This is a genomic window from Paraburkholderia dilworthii (assembly GCF_000472525.1).
Lineage (GTDB): Bacteria > Pseudomonadota > Gammaproteobacteria > Burkholderiales > Burkholderiaceae > Paraburkholderia > Paraburkholderia dilworthii.
Genome location: NZ_AWZT01000003.1, coordinates 218,314 through 232,786 on the forward strand (window position 1 = coordinate 218,314; position 14,473 = coordinate 232,786).

General features: G+C 64.0%; 14 protein-coding genes and 1 pseudogene. All 15 read right to left on the reverse strand.

Going from position 1 to position 14,473, the window contains the following annotated elements; all coding sequences use genetic code 11:
• Positions 1-91: 91 nt before the first annotated feature.
• The 15 genes and pseudogenes from F759_RS37320 to F759_RS0107000 all read right to left on the reverse strand — a co-directional run bounded on the left by F759_RS37320 (position 92) and on the right by F759_RS0107000 (position 14,464).
• Complete coding sequence (locus tag F759_RS37320) at positions 92-1,582, reverse strand: efflux transporter outer membrane subunit (protein ID WP_063829648.1); 1,491 nt, start codon at positions 1,580-1,582, stop codon at positions 92-94.
• On the reverse strand, positions 1,579-3,816 hold the full coding sequence (locus F759_RS43965) for an efflux RND transporter permease subunit (protein WP_407668524.1): 2,238 nt from the start codon (positions 3,814-3,816) through the stop codon (positions 1,579-1,581). The genes F759_RS37320 and F759_RS43965 overlap by 4 nt, the downstream gene beginning before the upstream one ends.
• Positions 3,817-3,856: 40 nt before the next feature.
• Positions 3,857-4,949, reverse strand: a pseudogene (locus F759_RS37330) (efflux RND transporter periplasmic adaptor subunit); the annotation flags it as partial.
• A gap of 41 nt (positions 4,950-4,990) precedes the next feature.
• Complete coding sequence (gene fabD / locus F759_RS0106945; protein WP_027799212.1) at positions 4,991-5,926, reverse strand: ACP S-malonyltransferase; 936 nt, start codon at positions 5,924-5,926, stop codon at positions 4,991-4,993.
• A 4-nt stretch (positions 5,927-5,930) separates the two neighbouring features.
• On the reverse strand, positions 5,931-6,425 hold the full coding sequence (locus tag F759_RS37335) for a hypothetical protein (protein WP_051377159.1): 495 nt from the start codon (positions 6,423-6,425) through the stop codon (positions 5,931-5,933).
• A 7-nt stretch (positions 6,426-6,432) separates the two neighbouring features.
• Entirely contained in the window at positions 6,433-7,479 is a 1,047-nt protein-coding gene (locus F759_RS0106955; RefSeq protein WP_027799213.1) for a 3-oxoacyl-ACP synthase III family protein, read from the reverse strand.
• Between the two features lie 47 nt (positions 7,480-7,526).
• Positions 7,527-8,387 (reverse strand): hotdog family protein, encoded by an 861-nt coding sequence (locus F759_RS40045; protein ID WP_051377161.1) that lies wholly within the window; start codon positions 8,385-8,387, stop codon positions 7,527-7,529.
• Between the two features lie 7 nt (positions 8,388-8,394).
• The gene (locus tag F759_RS0106965; RefSeq protein ID WP_027799215.1) at positions 8,395-8,823 is read right to left on the reverse strand and encodes a DsrE family protein; all 429 of its coding nucleotides are present in this window, start codon (positions 8,821-8,823) and stop codon (positions 8,395-8,397) included.
• Positions 8,820-9,308: a hypothetical protein gene (locus F759_RS0106970; protein WP_027799216.1), complete on the reverse strand. Its 489-nt coding sequence runs from the start codon at positions 9,306-9,308 to the stop codon at positions 8,820-8,822. The genes F759_RS0106965 and F759_RS0106970 overlap by 4 nt, the downstream gene beginning before the upstream one ends.
• Before the next feature lie 19 nt (positions 9,309-9,327).
• A complete protein-coding gene (locus F759_RS0106975) occupies positions 9,328-9,687 on the reverse strand; it encodes a hypothetical protein (RefSeq protein ID WP_152530598.1) in 360 nt (119 codons plus the stop codon).
• A 17-nt stretch (positions 9,688-9,704) separates the two neighbouring features.
• Positions 9,705-10,409 carry a DsbA family protein gene (locus F759_RS0106980; protein ID WP_027799218.1) on the reverse strand — a complete coding sequence of 235 codons (705 nt, stop codon included), beginning with the start codon at positions 10,407-10,409 and terminating at the stop codon, positions 9,705-9,707.
• Positions 10,406-11,392, reverse strand: coding sequence for a thioesterase family protein (locus F759_RS0106985; protein WP_027799219.1), 987 nt, complete (start codon positions 11,390-11,392; stop codon positions 10,406-10,408). The genes F759_RS0106980 and F759_RS0106985 overlap by 4 nt, the downstream gene beginning before the upstream one ends.
• A 14-nt stretch (positions 11,393-11,406) precedes the next feature.
• Complete coding sequence (locus tag F759_RS0106990; protein ID WP_027799220.1) at positions 11,407-12,276, reverse strand: alpha/beta fold hydrolase; 870 nt, start codon at positions 12,274-12,276, stop codon at positions 11,407-11,409.
• Entirely contained in the window at positions 12,273-13,325 is a 1,053-nt protein-coding gene (locus F759_RS37345) for a beta-ketoacyl synthase N-terminal-like domain-containing protein (protein WP_051377163.1), read from the reverse strand. The genes F759_RS0106990 and F759_RS37345 overlap by 4 nt, the downstream gene beginning before the upstream one ends.
• On the reverse strand, positions 13,322-14,464 hold the full coding sequence (locus F759_RS0107000; RefSeq protein ID WP_027799221.1) for a beta-ketoacyl synthase N-terminal-like domain-containing protein: 1,143 nt from the start codon (positions 14,462-14,464) through the stop codon (positions 13,322-13,324). The genes F759_RS37345 and F759_RS0107000 overlap by 4 nt, the downstream gene beginning before the upstream one ends.
• Positions 14,465-14,473: the final 9 nt, after the last annotated feature.

The following is a 14,473-nucleotide window of genomic DNA, read 5'->3' on the forward strand; positions in this document are numbered from 1 at the left end:
ACACTGAACGGCATTTTTGTTTCCGGCCGGGAAATCATTGCAACGGTGCGCCGACGTTTTGGTCATCTATCCGCCAGCATTCGCGCCGCGCTTACTCCTTCAGACTCGCTTGCACGGCCGGGTCGTCGTGCGAGGTTGGTGCTTGCGTGGGACTGCCGAAGGCCTGGAAAAGGACCGCCGTGTCCGTCAGCCGCGCGCCCATGTAGCGAATCTCGTCGAGCCTTGCAGTGCGCCAGCGCTGTTCGCTCAGATGCACGGCCGTTGCGGGTACGGCGCCGGCGCGCAAGCGTGCCGCAGCCTGATCCGCGATGGTCTGTGCATCGTCGGCGGCTGAGTGGGCGGCATCGCACGCCTGCGCATCGTTGATGAGAGCCGCCAGCGCGTCCGACACGTTCGCGAATGCGGCAATGACAGTGGCGCGGTATTGGGCGACCGCCGCCTCATACGCGTGTTGTGCGCTGTGCCGTTGTGCCACGAGCGCCCCACCATGAAACAACGGCTGCGACAACGATGCGCCGACGCTCCAGATCGCGCCCGCGCCGGAGAGTGCCGGCAGCCATTCCAGTCCGGCGCGGCCGAACGCGGCGGTCAGCGAAATATCGGGGAAGAACCGAGCTGTTGCCGCGCCGACATCGGCTGCGGCCGCCCTCAACGTCGCCTCGGCGGCCTGAATGTCGGGGCGCGTCTTCAACAACGCTGAAGGGACGGTTACCGGTATCCGCCCGGGCAGATGCAGTTGGGCGAGGTCGATATCCGCCGGCGCATCATCAGGCGTGCGTCCGAGTAGCGCGGCAAGCGCATGGCTCGCGCTGGTCTGCTGCTGATGCAACGCTGGCAGGCCGGCCGACAGTGAGGAGGCGGCTTGACGTGCGATGAGCACGTCGCCGAATGCGAGCACGCCTGCGTCGTGCCGCTCCTGCGCTTCGTCTGCGAGTCTGTTCGCGAGCGCCACCAGTTGTTCGGTTTGCGCGATCTGTGCACGCGCAACGGCGGCCGCAATGACGGTGGTCACGATATTGGCGGCGAGTGCACGCCGGGCGGCGTCGAACCGGTAGGCCTCCTCGTCTACGCGTGCTGCGAGCGCAGCATTCGCGTAGCGCGTCGCGCCGAACAGGTCGAAGTTGTAGCTGCCCTGGAGCCGGCCCGCGAACACGTCATACCGATAAGCATCCGGCCCGGGCTGGATGAACCCGGGAATGCCTCCGCGCTGCGCGCCGTCGCCGAGATCGAGCGCAGGCCACAGCGTGCCGCTATTGGCGCGCCACATGTCTCGCGCGGCGGCGAGCCTGTGATCCGCCGCTTCGAGCGTCGGACTACTGCGCAGTCCTTCGTCGACGAGCGTATCCAGTGCGTCGCATCGATACAGCCGCCACCATGCGGGCACTGCTTGCGCCTGCTGGACGAACTGCTGGGCCGTCCCCTGCGCGGCCACGGTTCGTTCCGGGACGGGAGCCGCGCCATACTGAACCGGCTCCGGCATTGAAGGCGGGGCGCTTGTCGGTGCGTACGTGCAGGCGGCGAGATTCAGCAGCGTCGCGGCGGCCGCGGCGCGCGAGATGTTCCGGTGCGCGCGGGACATCATGCCGCTCCCTTTTCATCCAGCGCATCCGTGCCGCATTCGTCCGGACGCACGCGGAATGCCGCGGCGTAGAGTGCGGGGACATAGACCACGGTGAGCAAGGTTGCGCCGGTGATGCCGCCCATCAACGCGGTGGCCATTGCGCCGAAGAAGTTCGAGCTAAGCAGCGGCACCAGCGCAAGCACGGCTGCTGCGGCGGTCAGCATGATCGGGCGGAATCGCCGAACGGTCGCACCAACGATCGCTTCGCCGCGCGGCTGCCCCGACGCGATATCCCTTTCGATCTGGTCCACGAGTATCACCGAATTGCGCATGATGATGCCGAACATCGCAATGACGCCGAGCATCGCGGCGAAGCCGAAGGGTTTGCCAAACAGCAGCAATGCGACCACCACGCCGATGAGTCCGAGCGGAGCGGTCGTCAGCACCATCGCCACTCGAGACAGGCTTTGAAGCTGAATCATCAGCAGCGTCAGCACGACGATGAACATGACGGGAATCTGCGCGGCGATGGAGGCCTGTGCCCGTGCACTTTCTTCTGCCGGGCCGCCCATTTCGATGCGGTAGCCATCCGGCAACTGCGCGCGGAGAGATTCGAGCTTCCGGTCGATGGCCTGGCCAATATCGATCGCCTGCGCCTTGCCGCGAATGTCCGATTGCACCGTGACGGCGGGCTGATCGTTGCGCTCCCAGATGACGCTGTCCTCGAGCCCATAGCGGATTCGCGCGACCGTGGCCAGCGGGACCGCGCCGTGCGGCGTCGGAATTACCAGCGAGGCCAATCCGGCCGGGTTTTCTCTGTCGGCTCGCGGCGCGCGCAACTCGACGGCGATCAGCCGGTTACGCTCGCGGTATTGCGTAACGGAGTAGCCGGACAGCGTCATGGCGAGCAGATTTGAGATGTCTTCCGAAGTGATATCGAGTTCACGCGCCTTCACCTCGTCGATCTCCACTTTCACGGTGCGCTCGGACGGGCCATCGGCATTCAGATGCACGTCGCGGGTATCGGGCGACGCGCGCATGAGGGCTTCCACCTTGTGCGCAATAGCGCGCGCAGTGACCAGTTGCGGCCCGACGACGCGGAACTGGACCGGGTAGCCCACGGGCGGCCCGCTCTCGAGACGCATGAGCCGCGTTCTCAGCGCCGGGAAGCGTTCGTCGAGGATGCGCTCCAGTTTGCCCGCCAGCCGGTCGCGCTCCGCGGTCGACCGCGCGGTGACGACAAACTCGGCAACGTTCGGTTGCGGCAGTTGCTGATTCAGCGGCAGATAGAAGCGGGGCGCGCCGCTCCCGACGAAGCTGATCGAATGATCGATTTCAGTAAAACTCTTGAGTTCGTGTTCGAAGCGCTTTGCTTCGGACAGCATCGCTTCGAACGAGGCGTTCTCCGGAAGTCGCAGATCCACGAGTAGTTCCGGACGATCCGAGTTGGGAAAGAATTGCTGGGGCACGAGTGCGAAGCCCGCAAGCGAGATGATGAAAAGCAGCACGGTGGCGGCGAGTACGATCCAGCGCCGCGCGACGCACCAGCCGACCCAACTGTGCAGTCTTCGATAGAACGGCGTTTGGTAGACGGTGTCTTCCTGCGCCGAGGCATGCCCCGCGAAAGCCGCAGCGCGGCGCTCCGGCAGCAGCCAGAAGCCCAGCAGTGGAATCAGTGCGACGGCCGCTAGCCACGATGCCAGCAGCGAGATACTGGAGACCTGAAAAATCGCGCGAGTGTATTCGCCGGTGCTCGATTTCGCGAGAACGATCGGCACGAATCCGGCCACCGTCACCAGTGTGCCGGTCAGCATTGGGAATGCGGTGCTCGTGTAGGCGAATGCGGCAGCCCGCGCGCGGTCCCAGCCCTGCGAGAGCTTGACGACCATTGTCTCGACCGCGATGACTGCATCGTCGACAAGCAACCCGAGTGAGAGGACCAGCGTGCCGAGCGACACCTTGTTCAGTCCGATGCCGAACAGTTGCATGCAAAGCGTCGTCGCGGCGAGGACGACCGGCACCGAGATCGCGACGATCAGTCCGGCGCGCACGCCGAGCGACAACAGACTGACGGCAAGGACGATTGCAATGGCCTCAGCGACGGCCAGGAGAAATTCGTCGACAGAGTTCGCGACGGCATGCGACATATTGGCGACCGGCACGAGTGTCACTCCCGCGGGCAGCGTGGTTTGGAGGCGGCGCGCTTCCGCGTCGAGCGTGCGACCCAGGCGCAAAACGTCGCCGTCGGGTTTCATCGTGATACCGATGCCGAGCACCGGTTGCCCTTCGAAGCGCATCTGCGTGAGCGGAGGATCGTCGTAGAACCTTCTGCCCGGCGCTCACGGTATGCACGCCCTGCACGACGACCGTTTCGCCATCCTTCAGACCGGAGATGACCTCGATTGTGTCTGCGTCGAAGCGCGCGATCTGCACGCGTCGCAATTCGAGGGCTCCTTGCGGTGGAGTGACGATCCAGAGCGCGGGATTCGCGCCATCGTGGAACAGTGCCGTCGCGGGCAACGTATATGAAGCATTCGGCGCGTTGTGCGCGCCGCGGTCGTTCGTGATCGCGACGCTGGCCGTCATACCCGGGCGCAACGCGGCAGGCGGTTCGTCGATGCTGAACTTCACGCGATAGGTGCGGCTTTGCGGATCGGCCACGGGGGAGAACTCCCGCACGCGGGCGCCTAGCGGCGTATCGGGCAATGCGAGGACTGAGACCGTTGCCGGCTGTCCCATGCGCAATGCGCTGATCGCGGTTTCGGATACGTCGCTGATAGCGTCGATTCCGCCTTCCCATACGAGGCCGTAGATGGGCTGACCTGCGGAGACGTTCTGGCCGGTTTCGGCATATTCGGCGCTGATCACGCCGGCCCGGTCCGCGACGAGCGTTGCATAGCGCTGCTGACGCTGCGCGAGCGCGAGTTGTTGCCGCGCCTGTTCGCGCTGTGCGACCGCAGCCGCGTACGTATCTTTGGTCTGTTCCAGTTGCGCTTGCGCGATGAGTTGTTTGCGCGCCTGTATCCAGTCGCGCTCCAGTTGCAGTGTCGCGGTGTCGAGGTGCTCTTGCGCTGCGTTGAACTGGGCACGCGCGGACTCGGTCTGCGTCTGAAGATCCGCCGAGTCGATGCTCGCTAGCACCTCGCCGGCCTTCACGCGCGCCGAGCTTTGCGCGCCGCTCGACGATTTTTCCACCGAGACGGAACGACAGCGGCGTCGAATTACGCGCCTGGATTGTCGCGGGTAACAGGAGTTGCGGCGCCTGCGTACTGCGATGCACGGTCGCGGCCACGACCGGGCGCACCGCCGGCGCGGGTGTGTCCTTGCCGCCGCAAGCCGCGAGCGTGCTCATGCCGATGAGCGCCACCAGCGCAACGCCCCCGCGCATGGCGAACGGACGCGGCACGCGTACTGCGCGCACGCGCGGCCTCATGACGCAACCGCCTGGATCGCCGTGTCCATCAGCGCGGGCGTGCTGGTCGCAAGACAACACAGGCCGGGTGCGATCCTGGCGGAGATGTGGGTGAGCACTTCGCCCGGACCGATTTCGACGATATGCGTGACGCCCGCCTCTTCGAACCGGCGGATCGTTTCCGTCCATCTGACGGGATGGACGAGTTGCGCGACGAGAGCGTCGCGGATTCCGGCACGTGTTGCCCGCCGCAAGTCGCTGTTCTGCCATACCGCAAACGCAGGTTCGCCGATCTGCACCGTGCCGAGCACCGCATGCAACGCATCTGCTGCGGGGCGCATCAACGGCGAGTGGAACGGGCCGCTAACCGGCAGAGTCAGCACGATCTTTGCGCCTGCCTCGCGCGCATGTCGGCCGAGCCGCTCTATCGCCGCGACGTGACCGGCAACGACGACCTGGCCGGGGGCGTTGTAGTTGGCGGGCGCGAGCACGTCATGATGCGCGCACGACGCGCATAGCTGCCTCACGGTTTCGTCGTCGAGCCCGATCACGGCGGCCATGCCGCCGGTTCCGGGCGGCACGGCGGTATACATGGCCTCGCCGCGTGCACGCACGACGCGGATCGCGTCGGCAATCGTCAGCGCGCCGGATGCGACGAGCGCTGCATATTCGCCGACACTGTGGCCCGCTGCCATCGCCCCCGATACGCCGCCGCGCGCGCGCCACGCATTGAGTAAAGCGACCGAAACCGCAACGAGCGCCGGTTGCGTGTTATCGGTGCGGTTCAGTTCCGCTCCGGGACCGTTGCGAATCAAGCTCCAGAGATCCAGGCCGAGCACACGCGAGGCTTCGTCGATGGTGGATCGCACGGCCTCGTCGTCGGACCAGCTGTCGAGCATGCCGATGGCTTGCGAACCCTGGCCCGGAAAAACGTAGGCAATCTTTTTTTGCATGATGTCAGGAGGCGTTGGAGTACTGTGCAGCCGACGCGAGGTACCGGCACAGAGCGCTCGCGTCCGTGGGAGCGGCAGGACAGGCGTGTTCCGCATAGGCGAGCGCCGCCGCGACGTGCAGCAGGCCGATCGCGAGCGCTGCGGCTGTTGAGCGCAGTTCGAACGCCGTGAGCTGTCGGCCTGTGAGCGCAACGGGCACGATCATGACTGCGCGTGCAACGTATAGAAGCGCGATGACGGCGAGACCAGGGAGCAGGTAGGGCAGCGCCGGCATCCATCCCGCGGCGGCGAAGTAATAGGCCGCGAAGATCCCAAATGCGAGTGTGATCCCGGAGGTCAGCAGCGGCGGGAACGGCGATCCTCGCTCGGCCATCGCCGCGATCGTTTCGCCGGCGCCGAAGCGGCGGTAGGCGACGGGGCCTTTGACGATCACGTAGACGTGCAACAGAGCGACGAGCACGTCGGCGAAGGCGGCGAGAACCAGCAGCAGGTTGGTCATAGTTGTCCTAGAAGCGCAGCGTTGCCGAGACGAACGACATCCCGGAACTGCCGACCCAGAATCCGATCTGATCGCCGCGAGCGATCTCGCCGCTTTGCGCATGCAACGCGATCGCCGCGGGAATCGATGCGGAACCCACGTTGCCGTAAGCGGGATAGATGAAGCGGAGCGCGTCGCCAAAGCCAGCCTGATCGGCCCACTTGCGGTACTCGTCGACCGAGCCGCCCGAGTGCGGGAATACGACCTTGATCGCGTCGCGATGCGGTTGCAGCTTGCTGAGACTGTCGACCATGTAGCTGGCTGCCGCGTTAAACACCTGCGAGCCGAACGATGTGAAAGTGCCGAGGCCGTTGAGCGCGATGCGCTTGCTCGGTTGCGAGCGGCCCTCGTATCCGCCAAGCGGAATCGTGCAGAGATCGACGCCGCTTTTCATCGACGAGAAGTTGAATTCCCACGGTTCGCCTCCTTCCGCTCCAAGCACGGTGGCCGATGCACAGTCGCCGCCGCAATACGCCGAAAAGCAATAGGCGATATCGCGCAGACTGCTCAACTGAAAATTGCTCGGGTATGAAACGCCGCCCGGTACGTAGTACGACTCCGCGTTCACAACCAGTACGCGGCGGTAGCGCCCGGCGGCGAAGTGGCTTTGCGCGATGTCGCAGCTGCGCGTCCATGCCATGCAGGCGTCCACCACGTCGAAGCAATCGACGGAGTCCATGCCGAGCGCCTGCGCTACGAAATAGGCATCGGCAGGTTCAATGAACCCGCGGCAGTTGCCGGCATAGATCAGCAGATCGATGTCGGCGGCGGTGCAGCCCGCGTCAGTCATCGCGCGTTGGCATGCCTGCACGATGAGCTCGAGTGGACGCTCGTCGTCGGCAAACCAGAAACGCCGTTCCAGCTTCGTGCCTTCCATCATCGAGTTGATGTACTCGAGCGCTTTGTCGAGGTTGCCGTCGAAGCGGCTGCTACTGTGCTTGCGGATTTCTTCCAGCACGTCCTGGTTGCGCATTTCACGCGACGCCGGAAGAAACGAAATACCTTCTATATGCATAACTAATCTCTTTGAATGGAACTGGTTGAGCGGGCGCGGCGGATACGCTAGCGCGGATCGTTCATTGCGACGAGACTCGCGACGCTAACGACCGTTTGTGCGCCGACCCGCGCCGTTCCGCTCAACACAACGCCGTTCTCGAGCTGACGCTCGATGCGGGCTTCCACGGTAAGTACGGAGTCGAACGGTATGGTCGCGAGAAACTTCACGTCGGTGAGCGAACCGAGCACGATGTCGCACGGTCGCGAGTCGGCGCGAGAGAGGAAATACAGCGCGATGCCGGCCTGCCCGATCGACTCGATGGCGAGGCTGTGCGGATAGGTGTCGGGCTGCTGAGCGATGAAAAGCGGCGACGAGCGGTTGACGATCTTGCGGGCTCGCAACGTTTCACCGGCTACGTAGTCGTCGATCGTATCGAGCAGCAGGAAGGGGTAGCGATGAGGCAGAATCGCCGGCAATGCACGGTGCGCGATGCCGCGGCCCGGCTTGCGTATCTCGCACAGCGAGAGCGGACCATCGCTCGAAGGCAGCATGCCTCTGCGGCAAATGACGGAGGCGCGCGTCTTCATCGTATCGCCCACCCGGGCGACGGTGGCCAACTCCACTTCGTCGCGGCACTGCTTTCTGATCGACGCGGAGATTTCCACGACCTCACCGGGCACGATCGCATCTAGGTACTGAACGCGCTTGATGGCTACCGCGGTGGTCGACGGTCCGAGTACGGTTTGCGCGTGCTGGCGCGCCAACGCACACAGACGTTCGGCGATCAGAACGCCTGGGTAAATCGGATTGCCGGGATAGTGGCCGAGCGCGAAGATGTCGGTGCCGCTAACCGCTAAAAAGGCCGTAGCCTGTTCTGACAGGTTCGTTTGGGGAGCGGACGCAATGTCGTGAATCATCGGTTTCATCGTGTATTTACCAGTACCAGACGCAATCGAACTGCTGGATCAGTGACGGCAGGTCGGCATCGCCAACGAGCGCGACGCCCGCAATCAATTCGGCGTTCGCGAGGTGCAGGCGGAGCCAATCCGCCTGCCACGCGTAGAGCGGGACGCCCTCGCGCAGCAGGTCGCTTATGGTGCTTTCGTAGTGAGAGATGCCGGCGATATGCAGGTCGCCGACGGTGAGCGAGACGCGTGGTTGACCGGCGCGAGCGCACATGACCGTATCGCCCTTGAGGAGCAGCGCGGTTGCCGCGCCCATGCCGTGCATGACCCGGCTCAGCCAGACAATGTGACCGTACTGCTCTTCCAGGCTGCCGCGAAAAGCACGCTCGATGATCGCAAGCGAGCTTTTCGACCGGCGCTTTCTCGCGCGTGAGGGCGGGTGTGCGGTCGTGCTCACGATTTGACTCCGAGCACGAGTGAAACGTCGGCCTTGCTCAGGTAATGCTGAAACGTGAACGGAATCTTGATCTTCGCTTCGGGGATCTGCTGGGTTGCGCCGCGTTCCTCCATGCAATAGCGGCACACGAGCCAGTCGAGACGGCCATCCCCACCGTACTTGCGCATCAACGCCTGGATTACCTCGGCGGTGGTCGGATTACCGCCGACGGTTTCGGCTGTCGCGAAGGAATCGGGTGGGCGTATCAGCGAGCTTTGCGACAGGCCGGTCGCATAGCCGCAGTTCCAGACGGTGACACGGTGCCCTTTGGACAGCGCTGAATCGACCATGCGAAAAAGCGATGTGACCGTCTCACTCTGGAACGGCGTGCCCATCATGCCGAAGAAAATACTCGGCTTCGTATTCGACGAGTCCGCGGCGAGCCGGCGTGAAGAATCGGGCGATTCGGTATCCGAACGGTTTGCAACGCGCTGTGAGGAATTCATTCTAACGATGCCCTTGTCTTCAGGAATGCCAGATTGTCTTGATTGATGGATCAACCATTAGTCCGGTCAACCCGTCAACGCCAATTGGATTGGCATATGGGAGCGCTGCCGAATGCGCTATGCCTCGAAGATCCAGCGAGACGTCGTCGCACGTGACTTCGAACTGTGCCCCAAACGCCTGCCTGATTTGTGTCAGGCAACTGGAGCGGCGCTGTAACCACAGCACGCCGTTTTGCATCAGATGCAGATGGACCAGGGTGCCCTGGCGAAGCAGGCTGCGAGCCAGATCGAGGAAGTCGTCGCTATCGAGCGAGTCCGACGGCGAATGCGTTTCCACCAGCAGAACGCTTGGAATGGGAGTGGAGGCCATGCTTGTCATGCGCGATGTCCCTGTCGTTAGCCGCAACCGCCGGCGTGATCGAAGATCGCGTTCGTCGCAGCGCCTATCAACGCGGGCCCAGGGATGAACGCTTCTGTCGGCGCACCCGCCTCCGCCAGCGCACCGATGAAGTCCGGCAGCCGGTCCAGCCCCCAGTAGCGTTCACGTCCGACCGCGAAGAACGGCACGCCGAATGCGTGTGCATCGATACACTCGTGCAGCGCGGCGACGCCCAGTTCGCGCAGTTCACTCGACGCGTGCGCATCTGCGAGCAGTCCGGATGGCAGATCGAGCGACGGCGCGAGCGCGGCGAGAGTCTGCGGGTCGCAGATGTCGACGCCTTCCTGCCAGCGCAGTCGACACGCGGCGTCGATGAACTCCGGCCCCTTGTCCGCTGCCGCCGCGGCAAGATAGGCAAGATGCGGCACTTCCCAGTGCGGATCGGTGTCGATCGGCCAGCGCACGGTGAGTCCGCGCTGGAGACTGAGGCGCTTGATGTCCGAGAGAATGTATAAATGCTTCTCGCGCGACATCGTGCCGTAGAGGAACGCGTCGCCCCGTTCGCCGAGCCGGCTTTGGTTGTGTTCGTCCGGCTCCCAGAACGGCGCCAGTTGCAGCCGCTTCAGCAGCTTCGGGTAGCGCGTCTTCAGGTCGTGCCACGCGAGCCACGAATAGGGGCTGCGCAACGAAAAGAAGAAGATGGGGCGGCGGGCGGCCATCATGTCCTCGATGAACGTTCGCCGCGCAGAGCCGCAAGCACCTCGGCGTCGAACTCGACGAGCGACCAGTCCCGTCGGCTGTCGATCCTCGCGTAGCCGTGCGTGATATGACCCGACGCAGTGTGGACCAGCGAACCGTGGCGTTCCACATAGCAGTCCATCCGCGAGCGGTAGGTGGTGGCCTTGAAGATATCTTCCACGGTGAAGACCGTGTAAAGGGTGTCTTCCATCATCGCTTCGTCGAGCATTTGCAGATTCGCCGCGGGCACGACGGGAATCCAGCGCTTGTTCGCAAGCAGCGTGCGGATCGAAATACCTCGTTCGGCGACGAACAGGTCGAGCACCTCTTCCATCAGGCGCAGGTAACCGGAATGCTGAAGGCGGTCGTTGTAGTGACAGTAGAAGTACGGCACGTGCCACTTCCACACGAACGAATTGGTTTTGTCCGCGCCGAGCGCGATGCGCACGTCTTCGGCAACCACGCCAGGCTCGCGGGAGAGATTCAGCCCGCCCACCGACCGCCGCTCGCCGCGCAGAATGCGTGTGTGCGTGTACGGCCTGATGCGGTCGTCGGGAATTGCCGGACCGGCATGAGCCGTCACCATGCTGTCGTCGAAACGGAATAGAACGTTGACCTTGCCCGTCACCGCCTTCAACTCCTTGCCGTCACGCTCGATCAGCGCTTCGACGCTCATTGTCAGTTCCGTGTCGCCGTCGCGTGTCAGCGGCGTGACGTTGACCTGGACGTGATCGTCCAGATGAAGCGCATGAAGGATGCGAACGTCGGAATTGACGATCTCGAGACAAAGCCCTTTGTCCTCGTAAAGCGGCCGAGGGGCGAGGCCCTGCGCGCGGAAATGTTCGATTACTGCTTCTTCGATCAGATACATAACATGCTTGAAGCCGACCCATGTGCAGATGTTGGTGCCTTCGAAGCGCGGCTTGAGAATGGCGGTGGTACGTTGCAATCCGGTGCAAGAGTTCATGACAGGGTTTCCTGTTAGTAGTGCGGGTGTTGATGAAAGAGCCCGGCATGTTCGTCAGGCAGGCAAAACGAACGGGGTGCCGACGCGCCGGGCACGTGCGTGGCGACAAATTCCGTGACGAGCCGCGCCACGGTTTCGCGGTGGCTGTCTAGAAGAAAATGACGGGCGGCGGGCAGCAACCGAAGCTCGCATCGATGGATCGCGCTGCAAAGCGCCCGCTGGTCCGCCGGTGGCGACGAGAAGTCGTCGGCGCCGGTGATGACGAGCGTGGGCTGCGTCAACGCGCGCATATCCAGAGAGGGCATGCGGGCAAAAAGCCGCCAGAACTCCATCCAGTTGCCGACGCCGAACGTATCGCAAGCGGTCTCGACCATTCGCGGCAGCGAGTCGCGTGGGATCGGGCGTCCGCCGGAACGTTGGGTGATGCTTTCCGCGACGAACTGTGGAAATTCGCCGATGTAACGCCGCAGCAGTGCCCACGAGAACTCGGCTGGATCAGCCTTGAAAAAAGGCGACACGACGACAGACGGCGTACGGCGCGCGCAAGGGTGCCCGCTGGTCGCAAGAAAGGCGAGCAGCACGCTCGCGCCGAACGAGTGAGCGGCAAACGCGTCGGGCTGCAGTTCGAACGCGTTGACGGCCACCTCCAGCCACGCGTCGGGCGAGCGCACGCGGCCCCATTGATCGCCTTGTGTACCGTTCCACGGCAGATCGACGAGCACGAACCGGCAGCGATCCAGCAACGCCTCGATGACCGGCAGCCAGACGGTCGACGACTCCATCATTCCGTGGATCGCCACGATGACAGGAGCGTGCGGATCGTCTGTGCCGACTGACCGCACGGACAGGCTGTAGCCGTCGACCGGAAGCGAATAAGCTTTCACGAGTGCTGCGCCCCGGACGTTGCAGACGGAGCGTGCATTACCAGCGCGCCCAAGCGCCGGTCGCCCCACATGCCGCCAGCGACGAGAACTGCGCCTTCACATTGCTCGCCACTTTCCGCCGCCGCACGTTCGCGACAATTACAGTAGTGAGCGAGTTGCAGCAGTGCGGCGCTGCCATACGCCCGCGCGGCCACCGGTCCCAGATGCAACTGCGCTTGCGCGTCAGCGAACACTGGATCGCAGAACAGATCGGTGGCGGCTGAAGGTGGCGCATAGACGCGCTTTCCCGCATGGGACGCGAGCAACGAGCGCAGCGGGTGCGGGTGCCCCGAATCGGCGTGAGCATAGGCATAGTCGCCCAGCACGCCGTAGATCGGCGCCGACCTTTGCCGCGCGTGCTGCGCAGCCTCCAGCACGACGGCAAAGCTGCCTTCGAGAATGCGTTGCGGCTTGTGCGCGACCTGAGCGCCGCCGGTCTGCGCGAGGAGGCTTTGCAGCGGCAGCCCGTCGGCCTCGGTGGCAACGACGATCATCCGATGTGCGCGTCCATTGCGGATAGCGTTCGCCGCCATGATCAGCGCATCGAGCGAAGCGGAAGAACCCGAGCAGACAAGTAGATTGATTGCCTTCAGCCCGAAGCGGATCGCAACGGTTGCCGCGACGATGTTGCTCGATGCGTTCGGCAGGTCCATCGGCGTGGTCGCATCGACGTGTGCGAGGCGGATCGTCTCGGCGGCCGCGCACACGGTTCCGAGGTTGCCGGTATTCGATGCAACGACAACGCCAAATTGCGTGTCGTCGAGCCGCTCGATGTCCGCGCCGATCCAGCCCGCGTCCTGCAACGCGGCTTTCGCCGAGCACAGCGACATCAACGTGGCGGGCTCCTTGTAACGCAGGCCCTTTTTGCCGAGCTTTTCCTCGGGAGCGAACGGTGTCGCGGACACTGCGGAATCGGCGAGGGCGCGCGCGAGATCGACGGGATTGCCCAACGCCGGCAGTTCCCAGCCGCAACCCGTTACCGCAACCTCAAGGCGCTCTGAACGGCTCATTCCGACTTCTCCAGTATTGCGACCGCGTTGACACCGCCGAAGCCGAACGCGTCCACTTGCGCAATGCGCGCCTCGGGCAGCGTTCGCGCTTCGCCGTGAATAATGTCGAGGTCCGCGGCTTCTTCCATCGGATGCGAAAACCGCGCGGTGGGCGGCACCTGCCCCGTGCGCAGCGACTCAATCGCGGTGACCACACCGATCAAGCCCGATGCGCCAGAGGTGTGGCCGGTCATCGACTTGATAGCTGACAGCGGCGTGGCGCGTAATTGCGCGTCCCCCAAGGCGGCGCGCAGGGCGACCGCTTCAGTCTTGTCGTTGAGCGAAGTGCCGGTGCCGTGCGCCATGATGAAATGCACATCGGCCGCACCGATGCCGGCGCGCTCGTAGGCGTTCCCGACAGCGCGGCTGATGCCGTCGACGTCAGGCGCCGTCTCGTGATTGGCGTCGCAACTCGTGCCGACGCCGGCGAGCACTGCTAGTGCGCGCGCGCCGCGAGCGGCCGCATGCGCAGGCGTTTCCAGCACCACGGCGGCCGCTCCGTCGCCCATCAGCACGCCTTTGCGGTCACGGTCGAACGGGCGCACTTCGTCCGGATGAAGTGGATTTACGCGGTCGAGCAGGCCGAACATGCTCTCGGTGATCGTGTCGCAGCCCGCGACGATCAGACAGTCGTAAGCGTTGTCGCGGATGAAGTCTTCCGCGAGCGCCAGCGTGAAGTTCGACGCGGCACACGCGTTGCACACGGTGATCACGGGCAAGGCGATGCCTAGCGCGCTGTTGAGTGCGTTTTCGAAATGCAGTTGGTCGACAGTCATGGACCGGCCCTCGGTCCACGATAGTTCGAGTGAGCGCAGTTCGCGCAGACCGGTACCCACCAGCACCGCGCACCGCCCGGGTTCCGGAATGAGTGCCGCGTCCGCAATGGCATCGGCCACCGCCTTGGCGAGTAGTTCGCTTGCGCGCAGCGTTCGATCCGGGCCATCCGCGATTTCGTAGGCAAACCTGACGTTGAAATGCTCTGCCGGGAAGAATTGCAGCGGTTTGCGGCCCGAGATGCCGGCGCAGAACGACGCGAAACTGCTGGCTTTGTCCAGTCCCACGCAAGTCGTCATGGCGGACCCGGTAATCGTCAGTTTCATGTTGGAATC

Bases quoted from the DNA above. Each gene is read 5' to 3' on its own strand.
- F759_RS0106985 (WP_027799219.1), bottom strand. From the start codon at position 11,392: ATGAACTCTTGCACCGGATTGCAACGTACCACCGCCATTCTCAAGCCG.
- F759_RS37320 (WP_063829648.1), bottom strand. From the start codon at position 1,582: ATGATGTCCCGCGCGCACCGGAACATCTCGCGCGCCGCGGCCGCCGCG.
- F759_RS0106955 (WP_027799213.1), bottom strand. From the start codon at position 7,479: ATGCATATAGAAGGTATTTCGTTTCTTCCGGCGTCGCGTGAAATGCGC.
- F759_RS37335 (WP_051377159.1), bottom strand. From the start codon at position 6,425: ATGACCAACCTGCTGCTGGTTCTCGCCGCCTTCGCCGACGTGCTCGTC.
- F759_RS0106975 (WP_152530598.1), bottom strand. From the start codon at position 9,687: ATGACAAGCATGGCCTCCACTCCCATTCCAAGCGTTCTGCTGGTGGAA.
- F759_RS0107000 (WP_027799221.1), bottom strand. From the start codon at position 14,464: ATGAAACTGACGATTACCGGGTCCGCCATGACGACTTGCGTGGGACTG.
- F759_RS0106970 (WP_027799216.1), bottom strand. From the start codon at position 9,308: ATGAATTCCTCACAGCGCGTTGCAAACCGTTCGGATACCGAATCGCCC.
- F759_RS0106980 (WP_027799218.1), bottom strand. From the start codon at position 10,409: ATGATGGCCGCCCGCCGCCCCATCTTCTTCTTTTCGTTGCGCAGCCCC.
- F759_RS37345 (WP_051377163.1), bottom strand. From the start codon at position 13,325: ATGAGCCGTTCAGAGCGCCTTGAGGTTGCGGTAACGGGTTGCGGCTGG.
- fabD (WP_027799212.1), bottom strand. From the start codon at position 5,926: ATGCAAAAAAAGATTGCCTACGTTTTTCCGGGCCAGGGTTCGCAAGCC.
- F759_RS40045 (WP_051377161.1), bottom strand. From the start codon at position 8,387: ATGAAACCGATGATTCACGACATTGCGTCCGCTCCCCAAACGAACCTG.
- F759_RS43965 (WP_407668524.1), bottom strand. From the start codon at position 3,816: ATGAAACCCGACGGCGACGTTTTGCGCCTGGGTCGCACGCTCGACGCG.